Source organism: Janthinobacterium sp. GL_088 (assembly GCF_057837845.1).
In genome coordinates this window covers 4,412,589-4,429,669 of the sequence record NZ_CM174453.1, presented here as the reverse complement: position 1 = coordinate 4,429,669, position 17,081 = coordinate 4,412,589, and the positions used below count along the sequence as shown (strand labels likewise).

At 65.6% G+C, this 17,081-nt stretch carries 15 protein-coding genes; 12 read left to right on the top strand and 3 right to left on the bottom strand.

Annotated elements, in window-relative coordinates; genetic code table 11:
* Nucleotide 1: 1 nt before the first annotated feature.
* Nucleotides 2-877: a non-homologous end joining protein Ku gene (gene ku / locus AC3IQ7_RS19750; protein WP_489207103.1), complete on the bottom strand. Its 876-nt coding sequence runs from the start codon at nt 875-877 to the stop codon at nt 2-4.
* Nucleotides 878-880: 3 nt separating this feature from the next.
* Entirely contained in the window at nt 881-1,858 is a 978-nt protein-coding gene (locus AC3IQ7_RS19745; protein WP_489207102.1) for an SDR family oxidoreductase, read from the bottom strand.
* A gap of 126 nt (nt 1,859-1,984) precedes the next feature.
* Here AC3IQ7_RS19745 and AC3IQ7_RS19740 point away from each other — a divergent pair, with 126 nt between their 5' ends.
* From AC3IQ7_RS19740 to AC3IQ7_RS19720, 5 genes are all read left to right on the top strand, one after another.
* Entirely contained in the window at nt 1,985-2,554 is a 570-nt protein-coding gene (locus AC3IQ7_RS19740; protein WP_489207101.1) for a TetR/AcrR family transcriptional regulator, read from the top strand.
* A gap of 67 nt (nt 2,555-2,621) precedes the next feature.
* A complete protein-coding gene (locus AC3IQ7_RS19735) occupies nt 2,622-4,262 on the top strand; it encodes a SulP family inorganic anion transporter (protein WP_489207100.1) in 1,641 nt (546 codons plus the stop codon).
* 2 nt (nt 4,263-4,264) lie between these two features.
* On the top strand, nt 4,265-4,648 hold the full coding sequence (locus AC3IQ7_RS19730) for an Imm1 family immunity protein (protein ID WP_099378719.1): 384 nt from the start codon (nt 4,265-4,267) through the stop codon (nt 4,646-4,648).
* Between the two features lie 85 nt (nt 4,649-4,733).
* On the top strand, nt 4,734-5,111 hold the full coding sequence (locus AC3IQ7_RS19725) for a DUF2750 domain-containing protein (protein ID WP_489207099.1): 378 nt from the start codon (nt 4,734-4,736) through the stop codon (nt 5,109-5,111).
* Nucleotides 5,089-5,277: a hypothetical protein gene (locus AC3IQ7_RS19720; protein ID WP_489207098.1), complete on the top strand. Its 189-nt coding sequence runs from the start codon at nt 5,089-5,091 to the stop codon at nt 5,275-5,277. The genes AC3IQ7_RS19725 and AC3IQ7_RS19720 overlap by 23 nt, the downstream gene beginning before the upstream one ends.
* 4 nt (nt 5,278-5,281) lie before the next feature.
* Here the strand turns inward: AC3IQ7_RS19720 and AC3IQ7_RS19715 are convergent, their stop codons facing one another.
* Nucleotides 5,282-5,758, bottom strand: a complete 477-nt coding sequence (locus AC3IQ7_RS19715) for a GNAT family N-acetyltransferase (protein WP_489207097.1) — start codon at nt 5,756-5,758, stop codon at nt 5,282-5,284.
* A gap of 287 nt (nt 5,759-6,045) precedes the next feature.
* Between AC3IQ7_RS19715 and AC3IQ7_RS19710 the strand changes: the two genes are divergently transcribed.
* From AC3IQ7_RS19710 to ureC, 7 genes are all read left to right on the top strand, one after another.
* Nucleotides 6,046-9,144 carry a sensor histidine kinase gene (locus tag AC3IQ7_RS19710; RefSeq protein WP_489207096.1) on the top strand — a complete coding sequence of 1,033 codons (3,099 nt, stop codon included), beginning with the start codon at nt 6,046-6,048 and terminating at the stop codon, nt 9,142-9,144.
* Entirely contained in the window at nt 9,141-11,306 is a 2,166-nt protein-coding gene (locus AC3IQ7_RS19705) for a sensor histidine kinase (RefSeq protein WP_489207095.1), read from the top strand. Before AC3IQ7_RS19710 ends, AC3IQ7_RS19705 begins: the two co-directional genes overlap by 4 nt.
* Before the next feature lie 175 nt (nt 11,307-11,481).
* Nucleotides 11,482-13,686: a two-component system response regulator gene (locus tag AC3IQ7_RS19700; RefSeq protein WP_489207094.1), complete on the top strand. Its 2,205-nt coding sequence runs from the start codon at nt 11,482-11,484 to the stop codon at nt 13,684-13,686.
* Between the two features lie 137 nt (nt 13,687-13,823).
* Entirely contained in the window at nt 13,824-14,690 is an 867-nt protein-coding gene (locus AC3IQ7_RS19695; protein WP_099378730.1) for an urease accessory protein UreD, read from the top strand.
* 25 nt (nt 14,691-14,715) lie between these two features.
* Complete coding sequence (locus tag AC3IQ7_RS19690) at nt 14,716-15,018, top strand: urease subunit gamma (protein ID WP_034751936.1); 303 nt, start codon at nt 14,716-14,718, stop codon at nt 15,016-15,018.
* Between the two features lie 21 nt (nt 15,019-15,039).
* Nucleotides 15,040-15,369 carry an urease subunit beta gene (locus AC3IQ7_RS19685; protein ID WP_035819980.1) on the top strand — a complete coding sequence of 110 codons (330 nt, stop codon included), beginning with the start codon at nt 15,040-15,042 and terminating at the stop codon, nt 15,367-15,369.
* 1 nt (nt 15,370) lies between these two features.
* The gene (gene ureC / locus AC3IQ7_RS19680) at nt 15,371-17,071 is read left to right on the top strand and encodes an urease subunit alpha (protein WP_489207093.1); all 1,701 of its coding nucleotides are present in this window, start codon (nt 15,371-15,373) and stop codon (nt 17,069-17,071) included.
* Nucleotides 17,072-17,081: the final 10 nt, after the last annotated feature.

The window sequence follows — 17,081 nt, the reverse complement described above, 5'->3', positions numbered from 1 at the left end:
TTCAGGCCGCCTTACGCCTGGAAGGCGCCGGTTTGCCGGCTGTGGAAGAGGCCGCGCGCTTGCGGGCCGGCGCGGCGGGCGCTTTCTTGCCCAGGCTTTGCTGCAGCAGGGCGACCAGGTCGATGACGTTGCTGCCGTGCTCTTCTGCTGTCTCGGGCGCGGGCGGCGTGATGGTCTTGGTCTGTTTCGCCTTGATTTTTTTCTTGACCAGCGCCAGCACGTCTTCGCGGTAGCTGTCGTGGTATTGCCCGGGTTCCCATGCTTCGCTCATGCCTTCCACCAGCGACAGGGCCATCTTGAGTTCCTTGTCGGAAATGCCCGCCGCCTTCAGGCCGCTGCCGGGCAAATCGAGGTCGTCCGTGGGACGGAGCTCGTCGGCGTAGCGCAGGGTGTTGAGCACGATGGCGTCGCCCACGCACACAAGCGCGCACAAATGCTGCTTGGTGCGCATGACCACGCTGGCGATGCCCACTTTATTGGCCTTGCGCAAGGTCTCGCGCAGCAGCGCATAGACTTTCTCGCCACCCTTGGCGGGCAGCAAGTAATACGGGTGCTCGTAAAAGGTCAGCGGCACCTCGACCGCATCGACAAAGGTCAAGATGTCGATGGTTTGCGTAGCCTTCACATTGGCTTGCCTCAAATCTTCCTCGGACAGCACCACGTACTCGTCCGTCTTGTATTCATAGCCCTTGATGATGTCGTCCCACTCGACTTCCTTGCCCGTCTTCTTGTTGTAGCGCTTGTAGCCGATGGGTGCAAAGTCGCGCCGGTCCAGCATGGACAAATCCAGTTCATGGTCGAGACTGGCCGAAATCAGTTCGACAGGGATATGCACGAGGCCGAAGCTGATGGCGCCTTTCCACAGTGCGCGCGCCATCGCCTAGTCCCCCACCGTGCCGGTGACGGGCAGGACGATGCCGCTGATATAGCTGGAACAGGCGGGCGAGGCCAGGAAGACGTAGGCGGGCGACAGTTCTTCCGGCTGGGCCGGGCGGCGCATGTCCGTGTCCGCGCCGAATGTCTGGATATCCTCGGGCGACTTGTCAGCCGGGTTGAGCGGCGTCCACACGGGGCCGGGCGCGATGGCGTTGACGCGGATACCCTTGTCCAGCAGGTTGCCGGCCAGCGCCATGGTAAACGCATGGATGGCACCCTTGGTGGTGGAATAGTCGAGCAAGTGCTTCGAACCTTGCAAACCTGTCACGGAGCCCGTGTTGATGATGGACGCACCGCGCTGCAAGTGGGGCAGTACGGCCTTGGCCATATGAAAGTAGCCGTAGACATTGGTTTTCATGGTGAGGTCGAAGCGTTCCTCGCTCAGGTCGAGCAGCGATTCCGCGTGTTCCTGGAAGGCGGCGTTGTTGACTAGCACGTCGATGTGCGTGAACTTGTCCAGCACCTGGCTGACGGCTTGCTGGCAAAAGCCCTGGTCGCGGACGTCGCCTGCAATCAACAGGCAGCTCTGGCCTTCCGCTTCCACGTAGCGCCTGGTTTCGTGGGCGTCCGCGTGTTCGTTCAGGTAAATGATGGCGATATCGGCCCCTTCGCGCGCGTACAGCACGGCCACGGCGCGGCCGATGCCCGAATCGCCGCCCGTGATGATGGCCACCATGCCGGCCAGCTTGCCGCTGCCGCAATAGTCGGGCGCCAGGAAGCGGGGTTGCAATTCCATTTGCGCTTCGATGCCGGGCTTGGCCAGGTGCTGGGCAGGCAGGGGAGGAGCTGGCTGGCTGCGGCTGCCCGTCTGCACGGGGGGCTTGCTGGTCCGTTTGTCTGGCTTGGCGGCATCACGGCCATCTTGCTCCTGCTGGATGGCGCGTTGCAAGTTGCCTGCGGACTGATCCTTGTTTTCGTTCATGCTGGCCTCCCTGAAAACGAAGATCCAGTATCGGCGCGGCGCCGGCATCAAACGGTGCGCTTGCTAACAGAGTGGCGCAAACAGGCGTAAAGTTATATGATGGTTGACATAAATGTGGGAGGCAGCATGAAAGTGAGCAGGGAGCAGGCGGCGCTGAACCGCGAGCGCATCGTGGAGGTGGCGGCCAAGTTGTTCCGCGAAAAGGGCTATGACGGCATCGGCGTGGCCGACCTGATGAAGAACGCGGGCCTTACGCATGGCGGCTTCTATGGGCATTTCGCGTCCAAGGAAGACTTGATGATCGAGGCATGCCAGCATGCCCTGGAGAAATCGCTGGAAGGCTGGCGGGCGAAGGTCGCCAGCGATCCGCAGCGGGCGCTGCCGGCGATCATCGACAACTATCTGACGACCCGGCACCGCGATCAGCCCGGCGGCGGCTGCCCGGCGGCGGCCATGGGCGTCGATGCGGCGCGCATGTCGCTCGGTGCGCGTCCCGCGTTTACGAAAGCGACGCAGCAGCAGTTCTCGCTGCTGGAAGGCTTGCTGCCCGACGGTGCGCCGGAAGAACGGCGCCAGCAGGCCATTTCGACGTTTGCCGCCATGGTGGGCGCCATGGTGCTGGCCCGTTCCGTCGATGACGAAGCCTTGTCCGAGGAAATCCTCGATGCCGTGAAGGCGCAATTGTTGCAAGAGTGAGCATATCCCCCCTGTCAGCCGGTCGCGTCGCATGATAGGCTTCGGTTTTCAGATTTCGGGATCATCCATGCTGCTCTGGCTCAGGCAATACCGGCGTCCCCTGTTGGCCGGAGACATTACTGCCGGTATCGTTGTCGCCATGATGATGGTGCCGCAAGGCATGGCTTACGCGCTGGTGGCCGGCTTGCCGCCCGTGGTGGGCATCTACGCCAGCATCTTGCCGCCCGTGCTGTACGCCTTGTTCGGCAGCAGCATGACGCAATCGGTGGGCCCCATGGCCATCGTTTCCCTGATGACGGCGGCCGCCCTGGCGCCGCTGGCCGACCCCGGTTCCTCCTTATATATCGTCCTGGCCGCCCAGCTGGCCTTCATCAGCGGCCTCGTCCTGCTGCTGTGCGGCGTGCTGCGCCTGGGGTTCATGGCCAGTTTCCTGTCGCGCCCCGTGATCAGCGGTTTCAGCAATGGCGCCGCGATCCTGATCATCTGGGGCCAGATCACGCCCTTGCTGGGCGCGACGCTTCCCCACTGGCACACGCCCAGCCTCGTACTCGGATTGTCCGGCCTGCTGTTCCTGTGGCTTGCCAAGCGCTATCTGTCGCGCCTGCTGCAGCGCTGTGGCTTGAACAAGGTGGAGGCCGACGTGGGCGCGCGCCTGGCGCCGATGGCGCTGGTGCTGGCCGGCATCGCGCTCGTCGCGTATGGCGGCCTGGACGCGATGGGCGTGCAGACGACGGGCCACGTGTCCAGCGGCTTGCCGGGCCTGAACCTGGCCACGTCCGGCGCCCATTGGCGCACTTTGTTGTCGCCGGCGCTGCTGATCGCCTTCATCATCTTCCTGATGAGCATGTCCGCCGCCCAGACCCTGGCGCAAAAACGCGGCGAAAAGCTGCATACCAACCGTGAACTGCTGGGCCTGGGCGTGGCCAACGTGGCCAGCGCGCTGTCGGGCGGCTTCCCCGTCACGGGCTCGATTTCGCGCTCGGCCGTCAATTTCCAGGCGGGCGCGAATACGCCGCTGGCCAGCATCATCACGGCGGGCCTGCTGGCGCTGGCGCTGGTGGCGCCCACGGGCTGGCTGGCCCTGCTCCCGCTGCCGGTCCTGGCGGCCACCATCATCTTTGCCGTCAGCAGCCTGCTGGACTGGGATACCTTGAAACTGTCGTGGCGCTACGACCGCAGCGATGCGCTGGCCCTGCTGGCGACCACGGCCGGCGTGCTGGTGCTGGGCGTGGAAGCGGGCGTGGTGATCGGCGTGCTGCTGTCGATGGGCACCCTGATCTGGCGCGCCAGCCGCCCGCACATCGCCGTGCTGGGGCGTATCCCGAATAGCGAGCACTTCCGCAACGTGGAGCGCTACGAGGCGCAAACCTTGCCGGACGTCTTGCTGCTGCGCATCGATGCGGGCCTGTTCTTCGGCAACGTCGAAGCCGTCACGGAGAGGGTGGAAGACGAGTTGCGCGGCCACCCGACGGCGCGCCACCTGGTGCTGGTGTTGTCGGCCGTCAACCAGATCGACAGTACGGCCCTGCTGGGCTTGATCGAACTCAACAGCGCGCTGAGCAAGCGCGGTATCAGCCTGAACCTGGCCGAAGTGAAAGGGCCCGTAATGGACCGTTTGCGCCAGAGCAGCCTGCTGCAGGACCTGAGCGGCAAGCTGTACCTGAGCACGGCGCTGGCGACGGCCGATTTAAGTGGAGAAAACGCGTGAACATGGAACTGAATCTGCACGGCGAGCCGCGCGTGATTGATAGCATCAGCGTGCTGGAACAGGCGCTGCTCGAAGCGCGCGCCCTGGCGCAGTGCGAGCTGTGGCTGACCCAGGCAACCGAGGCGGAGCAGGGCCCGGCCCTGTGCATGCTGCGCAATGGCGGCAATGCCTGGCTGATGTATCTGTCGGGACAGGACGACCTGAGTTTTCACTCGCTGGGCGACGAGGAAGCGGACGGCGTCTGCAGCTATTTGCTGTCGAATGGCCAGGTGGACGAGTATCCGGAAGCATGGTGCGTGGACGTGGAACAATGTCAGCGCGCCTTCGTCGCGTTCTTCAAGACAGGCGGCGCGCGGCCGGCCGCCATCGCGTGGGAAGCGGATTGAGATGCTGCAAACCACGCAAACCATCACATGGCGACGGGCTGGTGCGGGCCGGAGTTACGGGTCTGGGACGGAGTAGGGGGAAACCGTGCATCCTGAAAAAATCAAACAGGTCATCCAGTTGCCGGCGCAGCAGCGCTACGACTATTGCGTGCGCAAGGTAGCCGATACGCAAGAAGTGTGGGGCTTGTACCATGATGGCTGGGCCACGGCGCAAGTCGGTGGCAAGGTCGCCATCCCGTTCTGGCCGGAAGCGGCATTCGCGCAGGCGTGCGCCAGCGGCGACTGGGAACATTTCCAGCCGCGCGCCATCGCGCTCGGCGATTTCCTGGCCAAGTGGCTGCCCGGTATGAACCAGAATGGCCAGCTGGCTTTCGTCTTCCCTGTACCGCAAGGCAGTGCCAGCATCGCGGCGTCGGCTGATTTACTGAGGGATTTGCAACATGAATCAGAGCAATATGAATGAGGGCAAGGAACGCCTGGACGCCTGGTACGACGGCTCGGCCATCTGCCTGATCGCCGTCGGCGCGCAAGGCGATCCGCTGGACCTGGGCGGCGACGAAGTGCGCGCCCTGATCGCGAAGCTGCAGCACTGCCTGGCCGAGTCCGAAGCTGCTGCGACGGGCGATTGATGGCTCAGGCGACCGCCAGCGCCTTTTCCATCGCCACGCTGGCCAGGCTGATGCCGCTCGGGTGCGCATACGCTTCCTCGCGCAAGGCTGTAAAGCCGGCAGCCGCGTAAAACGGCACGGCATTGAGCGATGCGGACAGGTGCAGACGCGCAATGCCGTGCCCGCGCGCCAGTTGCTCCAGCGCCGCCAGCAGGCGCTTGCCGATGCCGAGTCCCGCGCGCGCGGGATCGACGAACACGGCGTCCACTTCCTGCTTGTCCGCATCGAGCATGGCGTAACCGGCAATGATCTCGCCCTGCATCGCCACGATGCCCCCACCCGCAGCCAGCACGGCGGCATACGTGTTCGGCACGGGCGAGGCCGTCCACACAGTAATTTGCTCCGCTGCATAGTGCGTGACGCAACTGACGCGCACGGCCATTGTGCGCAGCGCCCACAGGGTGTCGATGTCGTCGGGCAGGGCGGGGCGAAGATGAATCATCGTTGAGTCCTGAGAAAAGGCGATGCTAGCGCAATACCGCCACATGCACCAGCATGCTTTGCTGTTGCTGCGCTGGCTTATCTGGATCGATATAGCAGGAACCCGGCGGCGCACCCGGCACTACTGGATGGTGGGCGCTGCGAGCGGTTGTCTTGTCAAAAGATTGCCCTAAGGAATAGACTTGCCCCTCCAGTTGACGTTATCATGTTTTTGTAAGTGTCGGTGGCTGAGCAGTCGGCGCATAGTTGAAACATGGTGACAGGCGGGAGCGAGCATGGGCATGGCGAATGATGCGTGAGGTGCCGGGCGGCTTGCGGCCTGGCGGCGGGATGGGCAGGGCAGCGGTGCGCCGCTGTGGCCGCGCATTGCTGCTGGCGTTCTGTGTTGCCGCAGCCCCTGCCGCCATGCCGGCTGCGACGTCGGCCACGGCCACGACCACGGTCACTGCGGCGCCGCATCAGGGGCAGCGCGTGCTGTTCCTCAACGCTTACGATTACGGCCGCGCCGGCGTGGAATCGTATACGCGCACCTATGTGGCCGCCATGGCCGCCGCGGGCCTGGCCAGCGAAGACATCATGGTCGAGCACCTGAACCTGAATACCCAGGGCGACCCGGCGCTGCGCAACGAGATGCGTGATTTGTTGCTTTTAAGATACACACAGATGATGGGGCGCAAGGCCGACCTGATCATCGCCATGCAGCAGCCGGCGCTCGATTTTCTGCTGTCCGACCTGGCGCCGCTGGCGCGCGGCGTGCCCGTGCTGGCGATTAATACCTCGGGCAAGGCCTTGCCGGCCGGCAGCCCGCTGGCCATCTGGCAGCAAAAGGCGAATGTCGATTTCCCCGGCACCCTGACGCAAGCCATGGCGCTGTTTCCGGAAACGAAAACCATCGTCATGGCAGTCGGCGCCAGCGAGGCCGACCAGGCCTTGAAGCGCAGCATGCAGCAGGCGGCGCAGGCGTGGCAGGGCAAGGTGGCCATGCGCTATCTCGATGACCTGACCCTGGCGCAGATGCGCGTGGCCGTGGCGCACCTGCCCGCCGCTACGCTGCTGGTGGCGGGCAATGTCAACCGCGACGTGGACGGCGCCATCGCCACGCCGGTGCAGTTTGCCGGGGAACTGGCGCGGCTGGCAAATGTGCCCGCTTTCGGCATGTACAACACGAGCGTGGGCAAGGGTATTCTGGGCGGCTCCATCCTGCACATCGAAGGGGCCGCGCAGCAGGTGGCGCAGATGTCGCTGGCCGTGTTGGCCGGCAAGGCACCTGCCGCGCCGGGCGCCTTGCTGCCGCCGGTCCGCCCGGTGCCCATGTATGACTGGGAACAGCTGCAGCGCTGGGATGCGGACTTCAGCCGGCTGCCGCCGCACACCTTGTTCTTCAACCGCCCGCCGCAGCTGTGGCACGAACACCGCGTCGCCGTGCTGTCGACTGGCGCCGTGTTTCTCGCCATGGCGTGCATGCTGAGCGCCCTGCTGCTGCAGCGCCGCCGCCTGCGCCGCGCCGAGAGCGATGCGCGCGAAAGCGAGCAGCGCTTCCGCATCCTCGTCGAGCATGCGCCCGAAGCCATCGTCGTGTATGACCTGGACCTGGACCGTTTCATCGACGCCAACAGCAGCGCGCAGCGCATGCTGGGGATGTCGCGCGAGGCGCTGCTGGCGCGTGGGCCGTTCGACCTGTACACCGGCGAGCAACCCGATGGCCTGCCGCTGGGACTGATGATGGAAGAGCATCTGCGCCGCGCCATGCTGGGTGAGCCCATCCTGGTTGAACGCAATGTGCGGCGCGCCGACGGCAGCATCTTTCCGTGTGAAGTGCGGCTGGTGCGCTTGCCGATGGAAGGGCGGCGCCTGGTGCGCAGCGGCATCGTCGACATTTCCGAGCGCAAGCACAGCGAGCAGGAGCTGCTCGGTTACCGCGACCACCTGGAAGAACTGGTGCAGCAGCGCACGGCGGCCCTGTCGGTGGCCGTCACCGAGGCCGAATCGGCGAACCGCGCAAAAAGCGTCTTCCTGGCCAACATGAGCCACGAATTGCGCACGCCCTTGAATTCCGTGATCGGCTTTTCGCAGATGATGGCCGATTCGAGCAGCATGTTCGAGGAAGAAAAGCATAACCTGGCCATCATCAACCGCGCCGGCCATCATTTGCTGACCTTGATCAACGATATCCTTGAATTGTCGAAAATCGAGGCCGGCCGCATGCAGCTGCAAGCGGGTCCCGTGGACTTGAACGGCTTGCTCGACGAGGTGCTCGAAATGGTGCGCATGCGCTCCGGCGACCAGGGTATCGCGCTGCGGCTCGAGCGTTCCGGCGTGCCGCCGCTGGTGCGTCTCGATGGCGCCAAGCTGCGTCAGGTGCTGCTCAATTTGCTGTCAAACGCGCTCAAGTTCATCGAGCAGGGCAGCGTGACCCTGTCGCTGGCCTGCCAGGCGGGCGGCGATGGGCAAGTGGCGCTGGCGTTTGCCGTGCGCGATACGGGCAGCGGTATCGCGCAAGAGGACCTGGAACGCATCTTTGAGCCGTTCGTGCAGGCCGACAGCGCCGTGGCGCAGGCCGGCACGGGACTGGGGCTGACCATTTCGCGCGAATTCGTGCGCCTGATGGGCGGCGAGCTGCGCGTCGAATCGACCCTGGGCGCCGGCTCCGTGTTCCACTTCGACTTGCGCGCGCCGGTGCTGCAGCAACCGGCCATCGCGTCGCTGGCGCCGGGCCGCGTGGCGCGCCTGCCGGCGGGCCAGCGCGGGCGCACGGTGCTGCTGGTCGACGATGATGACAACTGCCGCAAGCTGCTGGCCGGCTTGCTGGCGCCGCTGGGCTTCCAGCTGCAGGAGGCGGCGGGCGGCGTGCAGGCGCAAGCCATGCTGGCGGCGCAGCGCTACGACATGGTGCTCAGCGACTGGCGCATGCCGGACATGGACGGCCTGGCGCTGACGCGCTGGCTGCGTGCGCAGCCGGCGCTGGTGCAGCCGCGCCTGGTGATCATGACCGCCTCCGCCTTCGAGGAAGAAAAGCAGGAGGCGCTGGCGGCCGGCGCCGACGGCTTCCTGCGCAAGCCGATCGAGCAGGAACACCTGTTCGCCATGCTGGAGCAGCAACTGGGCGTGCGCTTCCAGCGCACCGCCGCCGCGCCGCCGCGCGTGCCTGCGGCGCCCTTTGACTTGCAGCAGTCGCTGGGCCAGCTGGGCGCGGCCGAGCGGCAGGCGCTGCTCGAATCCGTGCAAGCCCTCGATTTGCGGCGCAGCGCCATCGTGCTGGCCGGCGTGGCGACCAGCCTGCCGCAGCTGGCCGCGCATGTCGGCGCCATGCTGGAACAGCATCAGTACCAGCCGCTGTGCGCCTTGCTGGCGCAGCTGGCCAGCGAGCCGCAGGGCGAAGACGCATGACCAGGCACGCACCCAAAGATGCGCGCCTGGGCGGCGTGTCCATCGTGCTGGCCGTCAGCGTGACGCTGACTTTTGTCGTCACCGCGCTGCTGCTGGTGTTTGCCGTGCTGTTTTACCAGTCCGAACGCGAGCAGCGCTGGCAGCAGCTGCATCGCAGCCTGGCCGTAAGCGCCGACCAGCTGGCCGTGGCCATCGAGCTGCCCTTGTGGAATCTCGATGAAAAGCAGATGCAGGCCATCATGCGCAGCACCTTGGGCAAGCGCGACCTGGTGGCCAGCGCCCTGACGCCGGGCATCGGCAAGGAAGCGCTGGTCCTGCGCCGCACGGCGGCCAACACCATCGACAGTTTCCCCTCGCTGTCCGCGGAACCCGGCTGGCTGGTGCAGCGGCGCCCCGTGACGATGGGCGGGCAAGTCATCGGCAACGTGGCCGTGTATGCGACGCCGGCCCTGCTGCACGCGCAGCTGCGGCAGCGCGCGCTGGGCATCGGCGCCATGATCGTGGCGCTCGACGTGATTCTGGTGGCCAGCATCTGGCTGCTCATGTGGTGTCTGATGCTCAAGCCCCTGAAGGCGATCGGCCAGTATGCGGCCGGCATCCAGGCGGGGCAGGGCGAAGCGTTTGGCACGCCGCCGAAAGCGTGGTTCCTGGGCGAGCTGCGCACGTTGTACCGTTCCATCCGCGACATGGTGGCGCTGCTCGACAGCCGCTATCGCGCCTTGCAGCGCAGCGAGGAACGCGTGCAGATGGCCACCGGCGCGGCCAGCATCGGCATCTGGGACTGGAATGTCAGCAGCGATGCCTTGCAGTGGGATGAACAGATGTATGCGCAGTTCAAGGCCGACGCGGACAGCACCATGGCGCCGGCGGCGATCTGGCGCGCGGCGCTGGTGCCGGACGACGTGCCGGCCGCCAAGGAGGCCTTGCGCGCCGCACTGGGCGCCGGCCAGGCCTTCACGCACGAGTACCGCATCCTGTGGCCCGATGGCGCCATCCGCTACATCAAGGCCGACGCCGTGATCTTCCGCGACGGGCAGGGCCGGCCCATGCGCCTGGTGGGCTCGAACTACGACATCACGGCGCACCGCGAGGCGGAACTGGAACTGCTGCGCCACCGCCATCACCTGGAAGAGCTGGTGGCCGAGCGCACGAGCGCCCTGTCGGTCGCCGTCAGCCAGGCGCAGGCGGCGAACCGCGCCAAGAGCACCTTCCTGGCGAACATGAGCCATGAACTGCGCACGCCCCTCAATTCCGTGATCGGCTTTTCGCGCCTGATGGCCGCCTCGCCGAACATGCAGGACGATGAAAAGCGCAACCTGGCGATCATCCACCGCTCCGGCAATCATTTATTGACGTTGATCAATGAAATCCTCGAACTGTCGAAGGGCGAGGCCGGGCGCCTGCACGCGCAGGCGGCCGTGGTGGCGCTGGCGCCCCTGCTGCAGGAAGTGATGGACATGCTGGGCATGCGCGCCGAGCAGCAGGGGCTGGCCCTGCGCCTCGATTGCGCTGACGTGCCGGCGGCCGTGCTGCTCGATGCGACGCGCCTGCGCCAGGTGCTGCTGAACCTGATGTCGAACGCCATCAAGTTTGCCGGCGGCGGCGAAGTCACCTTGCGCGTGCGCGGCGAATGGCGCGATGGCGGGCAATGGATGCTGTCGTTCGCCGTCAGCGACACGGGCATCGGCATCGCCCCGGAGGACCAGCAGCGCATTTTCGAACCCTTCGTGCAGGCCGACAGTGCGGGACCGAAGGATGGCACGGGTCTGGGCCTGGCCATCTCGCGCGAATTCGTGCAATTGATGAAAGGCGAACTGACGCTGGAATCCATGCCGGGGCAGGGCGCGACCTTCCGCTTCAGCATTCCCGCGCAGGCGGCCGAGGCGCCCGTGCTGGTGCCCGTGCCGCAGCCCGTGGCGCCGGCGCCCGAGGCGCCGCCGGCACTGCGGGCGCAGGACTTGCTGCTGCTGGCCGGGGACGAGCGCGCGGCCTTGCTGGTGGCGTTGCGCGAATTGAACCTGGCCAGGGTGGCCCTGCTGCTGGGCGCCTTGCCGGCGGCGGCCGCGCCCGTGCTGGCGCCGCTGCAGGCGATGCTTGACCAGCATCAATACCGCCAGCTGTGCGACTTGCTGGAGAATGAGGGCGCGCTGGCGCCCGCTTGAAAAGTGTGGGCTGACAACATCGGATTCGCTGAAAAGACGGACTAAGTGGCGCCGATGGATGGTGCTAAATTGCAATAAAGATTATGATGATAGTACGTAGTTCATCGCAAAGAAATGTCTTGTCCAGCGCGGCAACCGATCGCCGCGCCTCATCCAAAGCTGAGAGAACTGCTACATGCACCGCGATTTTTCGGAAGTGAATTCGAAGGGCGAAGTACTGATCGTTGAAGATACGCCGGCTTCGCTGAAGCTGTTGAGCGATTTGCTGGGCGGCGCCGGCTATGCGGTGCGCCAGGCGCCGAACGGCGAACTGGCCCTGTGGACGGCCCAGGCGCGCCCGCCGGAGCTGATCCTGCTCGACGTGCGCATGCCGGGCCTCGACGGCTTTGAAGTGTGCCGGCGCCTGAAGGAGATACCGTCCCTGCGCCAGGTGCCGGTGATCTTCCTGTCGGCGCAGTACGATACGGACGACAAGGTGCGCGGCTTCGCGCTGGGCGCCGTCGATTTCATCGCCAAGCCCTTCCAGGCCGAGGAAATCCTGGCCCGCACGGACGCCCACGTGCGCCTGGCGCGGGCGCAGCTGCAACTGGCGCAGGAGCGCGCCAACCTTGAGCGGAGGGTGGCCGAACGCACGGCCGAACTGGAACAGGTGGCCAGCACCCTGGCGCGCGAAGTGCAGATCCGCCGCGCCAATGAAGAATTGCTGCGCCTGTCGGGCCAAGTCTTCGAAGCGACCCAGGACGCCATCCTGATCACGAATCCGGCCGGCGTCATCGTCACGGCCAATCCCGCCTTTACCCGCATCACCGGCTACGCGGCGCAGGAAGTGGTGGGCACGGACATCATGCGCCTGCATGCCGAACACACGGGCGAAGCGGTGCTGCTGGCCTTGCGCCAGGGCCTGCGCAGCAGCGGTTGCTGGTCGGGCGAGGTGCAGACGCGGCGCAAGAGCGGCGACACCTATCCCTGCCTGCTCAGCGCCTCCACCGTGCACGGGCCTGATGGCGCCGTCGTCAATTACATCGGCGTCTTCCTCGACATCAGCGAGCGCAAGGCCGAGCAGCATCTGATCGATTTCCTCTCCTACCACGACGCGCTGACGGGCTTGCCGAACCGCGTGCTGCTGCGCGAGCGCTTCGAGCAGGCGCGCGCGAATGCCCAGCGCGACAGCCAGCAAGTGGTGTTGATGTGCCTGGACCTGGACCGCTTCAAGAACATCAACGATTCGCACGGCCAGGCCGTGGGCGACAAGGCGCTGCAAGTGGTGGCGCGTTTCCTGTCCGGCTGCGTGCGCGAAGGCGACACGGTGGTGCGCCAGGGCGGTGACGAATTCCAGATACTGCTGCAGGACGATGCCCTGCTGGGGCGCACGCTTGCGCTGGCGCAAACCATCCTGGCCGGCTTGCGCGAAGAACTCAGCGTCGATGGCGAGCGCCTGGCGCTGACGACCAGTATTGGCATCGCCATGTGCCCGGCCGACGGCGACAGCCTCGACGACGTGCTGCGCCACGCCGACACGGCCCTGGTGCGCGCCAAGGAAATGGGGCGCGATCATTACGCCTTCTTCACGGAGCGCATGGGCAGCGATATCCGCGCCCGCCTGGCGATGCAGCAGCAGCTGCGCGGCGCCATCGGCCGCGATGAATTCGAAGTGCACTACCAGCCGCAGATGTGCTTGCGCACGGGCGCCTTGCTGGGCGCGGAAGCCTTGCTGCGCTGGGATAACCCGGTGCTGGGCAAGGTGCCGCCCGGCCTGTTCATCGCGTTGGCCGAGGAATATGGCTTGATCACGGCCATCGGCGAATGGGTGCTGGAAAGCGTGTGCGCGCAAATCCGCGCCTGGCACGATGCGGGCCTGGGCAGCGTCAAGGTGGCCGTCAACCTGTCCGGCAAACAGTTCGCGCAAGACCGCACGGTGCCGTTCGTCGAGACGGCCTTGCGCAAGTACGGCATCGCACCCGCCTGCCTGGGCATTGAAATCACGGAAAGCACGGTGATGGGCGACCCGGACAAGGCCGTGGCGGCCCTCACGCGCCTGAAGGATATCGGCGTGGGCATTTCGCTCGACGATTTCGGCACCGGCTATTCCAGCCTGGGCTACCTGAAACGCTTTCCCATCGACGTGCTGAAAATCGACAAATCCTTCGTCGACGACGTCACCACCAGCAGCAGCGACGCGGCCATCGCCCGCTCCGTCATCTCACTGGCGCACAACCTGGACATGCGCGTCATCGCCGAAGGCGTGGAAACGCGCGCACAGGTCGACTTCCTGACGGAACACGGCTGCGATGAAATGCAGGGCTATTACTTCAGCCGTCCCCTGGCTGCCGAAGCGTTCACGGCCTTGCTGCGCGAACGGCGCACCCTGGCCGTGGCGTAGGAGGCAAGCACTGCGGTGCGGCCAATGCACCATGCCGGTGCATCCGCTGCAGCGCGGTGCACGATTCTCACTTTTCCTTTCCCTGATGCTGGCACATATCCTGCTTAGGTAATCGCTTATTTACGCGATTGCTCCGCATGCCAGACAGTACCCGTCCAGTCACGCCGAATGAAGCCAGTGCGCACAGCGCCTGGCAGGCGCATTTGCGCCTGGGCTTTGCGCTGCACGATGGCGTCAGCCGCCTCGTCGAGCGCACGCACAGTGGCCCCCTGCGCGTGCAAAAGCCCCTGTATCCGGAAGGCGACGCCGTCTGCCACGCCATCATCATCCATCCACCGGGCGGCGTCGTGGGCGGCGACCAGCTGGCCGTCGACGCCACAGTGGGCGAGGGCGCGCGCGCCTTGCTCACGTCGCCCGGCGCCGCCAAGTGGTACCGCGCCAACGGCCATGTCTCGGGCCAGCATATCGTGCTGCGCGCCGGTGCCGGCGCCGCCATCGAGTGGCTGCCGCAGGAGAGCATTTTCTTCGACCAGGCCTGCGTGCGCCTGCGCCACGAGGTGGAGCTGGCGCCGGACGCCAGCTACATCGGCTGCGACATCGTCTGCCTGGGACGCAGCGCCTCGGGCGAAATTTTCAACACGGGCAGCATCGATCAGCAGGTGCAGATCCGCCGCGGCGGCAAGCTGCTGTGGTGGGAGCAGGGCGTGCTGGCCGCGGGCGGCGCACTGATGGCCAGCCCCCTGGGCCTGGGAGGACACACGGTGTGCGCCACCCTGATCGCCGTCGGCGCGCCCGTTTCTCCCGCCGTACTGGCAGCCGTGCGCGAGATCGCCGTGCCGGCCGGCGCCGTGTTTGGCGCCACGCACATGAAATCGCTGGTAGTGGTGCGCCTGTTGTGCGGCGACAGCGAGGCGGCGCGGCGCGTCATGCTGGCCGCCTGGCAGCTGCTGCGCCCCGCCATGCTGGGACGCGACGCCGTCGTGCCCCGCATCTGGAACACTTAATCAGGAAAGAAGCGCAAGGAAAAACATGGACCTGACTCCCCGAGAAAAAGACAAGCTGCTCATTTTTACGGCCGCGCTGCTGGCCGAACGGCGCCTGGCGCGCGGCTTGAAATTGAATTATCCGGAAGCGGTGGCCCTGATCAGCGCCGCCATCATGGAAGGCGCGCGCGATGGCAAGTCGGTGGCGCAGCTGATGTCGGACGGGACAAAAATTCTGTCGCGCGCCGACGTCATGGATGGCATCGCCGAGATGATCCCCGATATCCAGGTGGAAGCGACCTTCCCCGATGGCAGCAAGCTGGTGACCGTGCACCACCCGATACCGTAGTCTTTTGAGAAGGAGCTCCTCATGACCCCAGGCGAATACCAATTGGAAGAAGGCGAAATCAGCTTGAATGCCGGGCGCGCCACGGCCACCGTGGTGGTGGCCAACCGGGGCGACCGGCCGATCCAGGTAGGCTCGCACTTCCACTTTTTTGAAGTCAACCCGGCGCTGGCCTTCGAGCGCTGGCGCGCCTACGGCATGCGCCTGAACATCACGGCCGGCACGGCCGTGCGCTTCGAGCCGGGCCAGCAGCGCACGGTGGAACTGGTGGCGCTGGCGGGCGAGCGCAAGGTCTACGGCTTCAATGGCGCAGTGATGGGCGAACTGCAAGACACACCACCGGGAAAGGATTGAGATGGCCAGCATTCCCCGCAGCGCGTATGCCGAAATGTTCGGCCCCACCAGGGGCGACCGCATCCGCCTGGCCGACACGGAACTGTTCATCGAGATCGAGCATGACTACGCGATCTATGGCGAAGAAGTGAAATTCGGCGGCGGCAAGGTGATCCGCGACGGCATGGGCCAGTCGCAGCGTTGCGCGGCCGAGGTGATGGACACCGTCATCACGAATGCCGTCATCCTCGACCACTGGGGCATCGTCAAAGCCGACATCGGCTTGAAAAATGGGTTGATCTTCGGCATTGGCAAGGCGGGCAATCCGGATATCCAGCCCGGCGTGACCCTGGCCATCGGCGGCGCCACGGAGATCATCGCCGGCGAAGGCCTGATCGTCACGGCCGGCGGCGTCGACACCCACATTCACTTCATCTGCCCGCAGCAGATCGAGGAAGCCCTGATGAGCGGCGTGACCACCATGCTGGGCGGCGGCACGGGGCCGGCTGTGGGCACGGCCGCCACCACCTGCACGCCGGGACCGTGGCACTTGCACGCCATGCTGGCGGCGGCCGACGCCTTTCCGATGAACCTGGGCTTCATGGGCAAGGGTAATGTGAGCCTGCCGCTGCCGCTGGAAGAGCAGGTGCGCGCGGGCGCCATCGGCCTGAAACTGCACGAAGACTGGGGCAGCACGCCAGCCGCCATCGACAATTGCCTGTCGGTGGCCGACCGCATGGATATCCAGGTGGCGCTGCACAGCGATACCCTCAACGAGGGCGGCTTCCTTGAGCACACCCTGGCCGCGTTCAAGGACCGCACCATCCACACGTTTCACACGGAAGGGGCGGGCGGCGGCCATGCGCCCGACATCATCGCCGCCGCGGGCCAGGCCAACGTGCTGCCCTCGTCGACGAATCCCACACGGCCCTTCACCGTCAACACGCTCGACGAACACCTGGACATGCTGATGGTGTGCCACCACCTGGATCCGGCGATTGCCGAAGATGTGGCCTTTGCCGAGTCGCGCATCCGCCGCGAAACCATCGCCGCGGAAGATATCCTGCACGACATCGGCGCCATCTCGATGATGTCGTCCGACTCGCAGGCGATGGGGAGAGTCGGCGAAGTGATCATGCGCACCTGGCAGACGGCGCACAAGATGAAGGTGCAGCGGGGACCGCTGGCGCCCGACACGGCGCGCAGCGACAATTTCCGCGCCAAGCGCTACATCGCCAAGTACACGATCAACCCGGCCATCACGCATGGCATTTCGCACGTGGTGGGCTCCATCGAGGCGGGCAAGATCGCCGACCTTGTGCTGTGGAAGCCGGCCTTCTTCGGCGTCAAGCCGTCGATGATTCTGAAAGGCGGCATGATCGCGGCCGCGCAGATGGGCGACCCGAACGCCTCGATTCCTACGCCGCAGCCCGTGCACTACCGCATGATGTTCGGCGCCTTCGGCGGCGGCCTGAAAAAGTCGTTCACATTTGTGTCGCAGGCGGCTTACGACCTCGATATCGGCCGCCAGTTGAAACTGAATAAATCCGTCATCGCCGTGAAGAACATGCGCGGCTTGCGCAAGCACGACATGATCCACAACAGCGCCACGCCGCGCATGGAAGTGGACCCGGAAACCTACGCCGTGCGCGCCGACGGCCAGCTGCTCGTGTGCGAGGCGGCCGCCGTGCTGCCGATGGCGCAGCGCTATTTTCTATTTTAGGCAGGAGACA

Bases quoted from the DNA above. Each gene is read 5' to 3' on its own strand.
- AC3IQ7_RS19685 (WP_035819980.1), top strand. From the start codon at position 15,040: ATGACCCCAGGCGAATACCAATTGGAAGAAGGCGAAATCAGCTTGAAT.
- AC3IQ7_RS19745 (WP_489207102.1), bottom strand. From the start codon at position 1,858: ATGAACGAAAACAAGGATCAGTCCGCAGGCAACTTGCAACGCGCCATC.
- AC3IQ7_RS19695 (WP_099378730.1), top strand. From the start codon at position 13,824: ATGCCAGACAGTACCCGTCCAGTCACGCCGAATGAAGCCAGTGCGCAC.
- AC3IQ7_RS19735 (WP_489207100.1), top strand. From the start codon at position 2,622: ATGCTGCTCTGGCTCAGGCAATACCGGCGTCCCCTGTTGGCCGGAGAC.
- AC3IQ7_RS19740 (WP_489207101.1), top strand. From the start codon at position 1,985: ATGAAAGTGAGCAGGGAGCAGGCGGCGCTGAACCGCGAGCGCATCGTG.
- AC3IQ7_RS19700 (WP_489207094.1), top strand. From the start codon at position 11,482: ATGCACCGCGATTTTTCGGAAGTGAATTCGAAGGGCGAAGTACTGATC.
- ku (WP_489207103.1), bottom strand. From the start codon at position 877: ATGGCGCGCGCACTGTGGAAAGGCGCCATCAGCTTCGGCCTCGTGCAT.
- ureC (WP_489207093.1), top strand. From the start codon at position 15,371: ATGGCCAGCATTCCCCGCAGCGCGTATGCCGAAATGTTCGGCCCCACC.
- AC3IQ7_RS19690 (WP_034751936.1), top strand. From the start codon at position 14,716: ATGGACCTGACTCCCCGAGAAAAAGACAAGCTGCTCATTTTTACGGCC.
- AC3IQ7_RS19720 (WP_489207098.1), top strand. From the start codon at position 5,089: ATGAATCAGAGCAATATGAATGAGGGCAAGGAACGCCTGGACGCCTGG.
- AC3IQ7_RS19730 (WP_099378719.1), top strand. From the start codon at position 4,265: ATGGAACTGAATCTGCACGGCGAGCCGCGCGTGATTGATAGCATCAGC.
- AC3IQ7_RS19705 (WP_489207095.1), top strand. From the start codon at position 9,141: ATGACCAGGCACGCACCCAAAGATGCGCGCCTGGGCGGCGTGTCCATC.
- AC3IQ7_RS19715 (WP_489207097.1), bottom strand. From the start codon at position 5,758: ATGATTCATCTTCGCCCCGCCCTGCCCGACGACATCGACACCCTGTGG.
- AC3IQ7_RS19710 (WP_489207096.1), top strand. From the start codon at position 6,046: ATGATGCGTGAGGTGCCGGGCGGCTTGCGGCCTGGCGGCGGGATGGGC.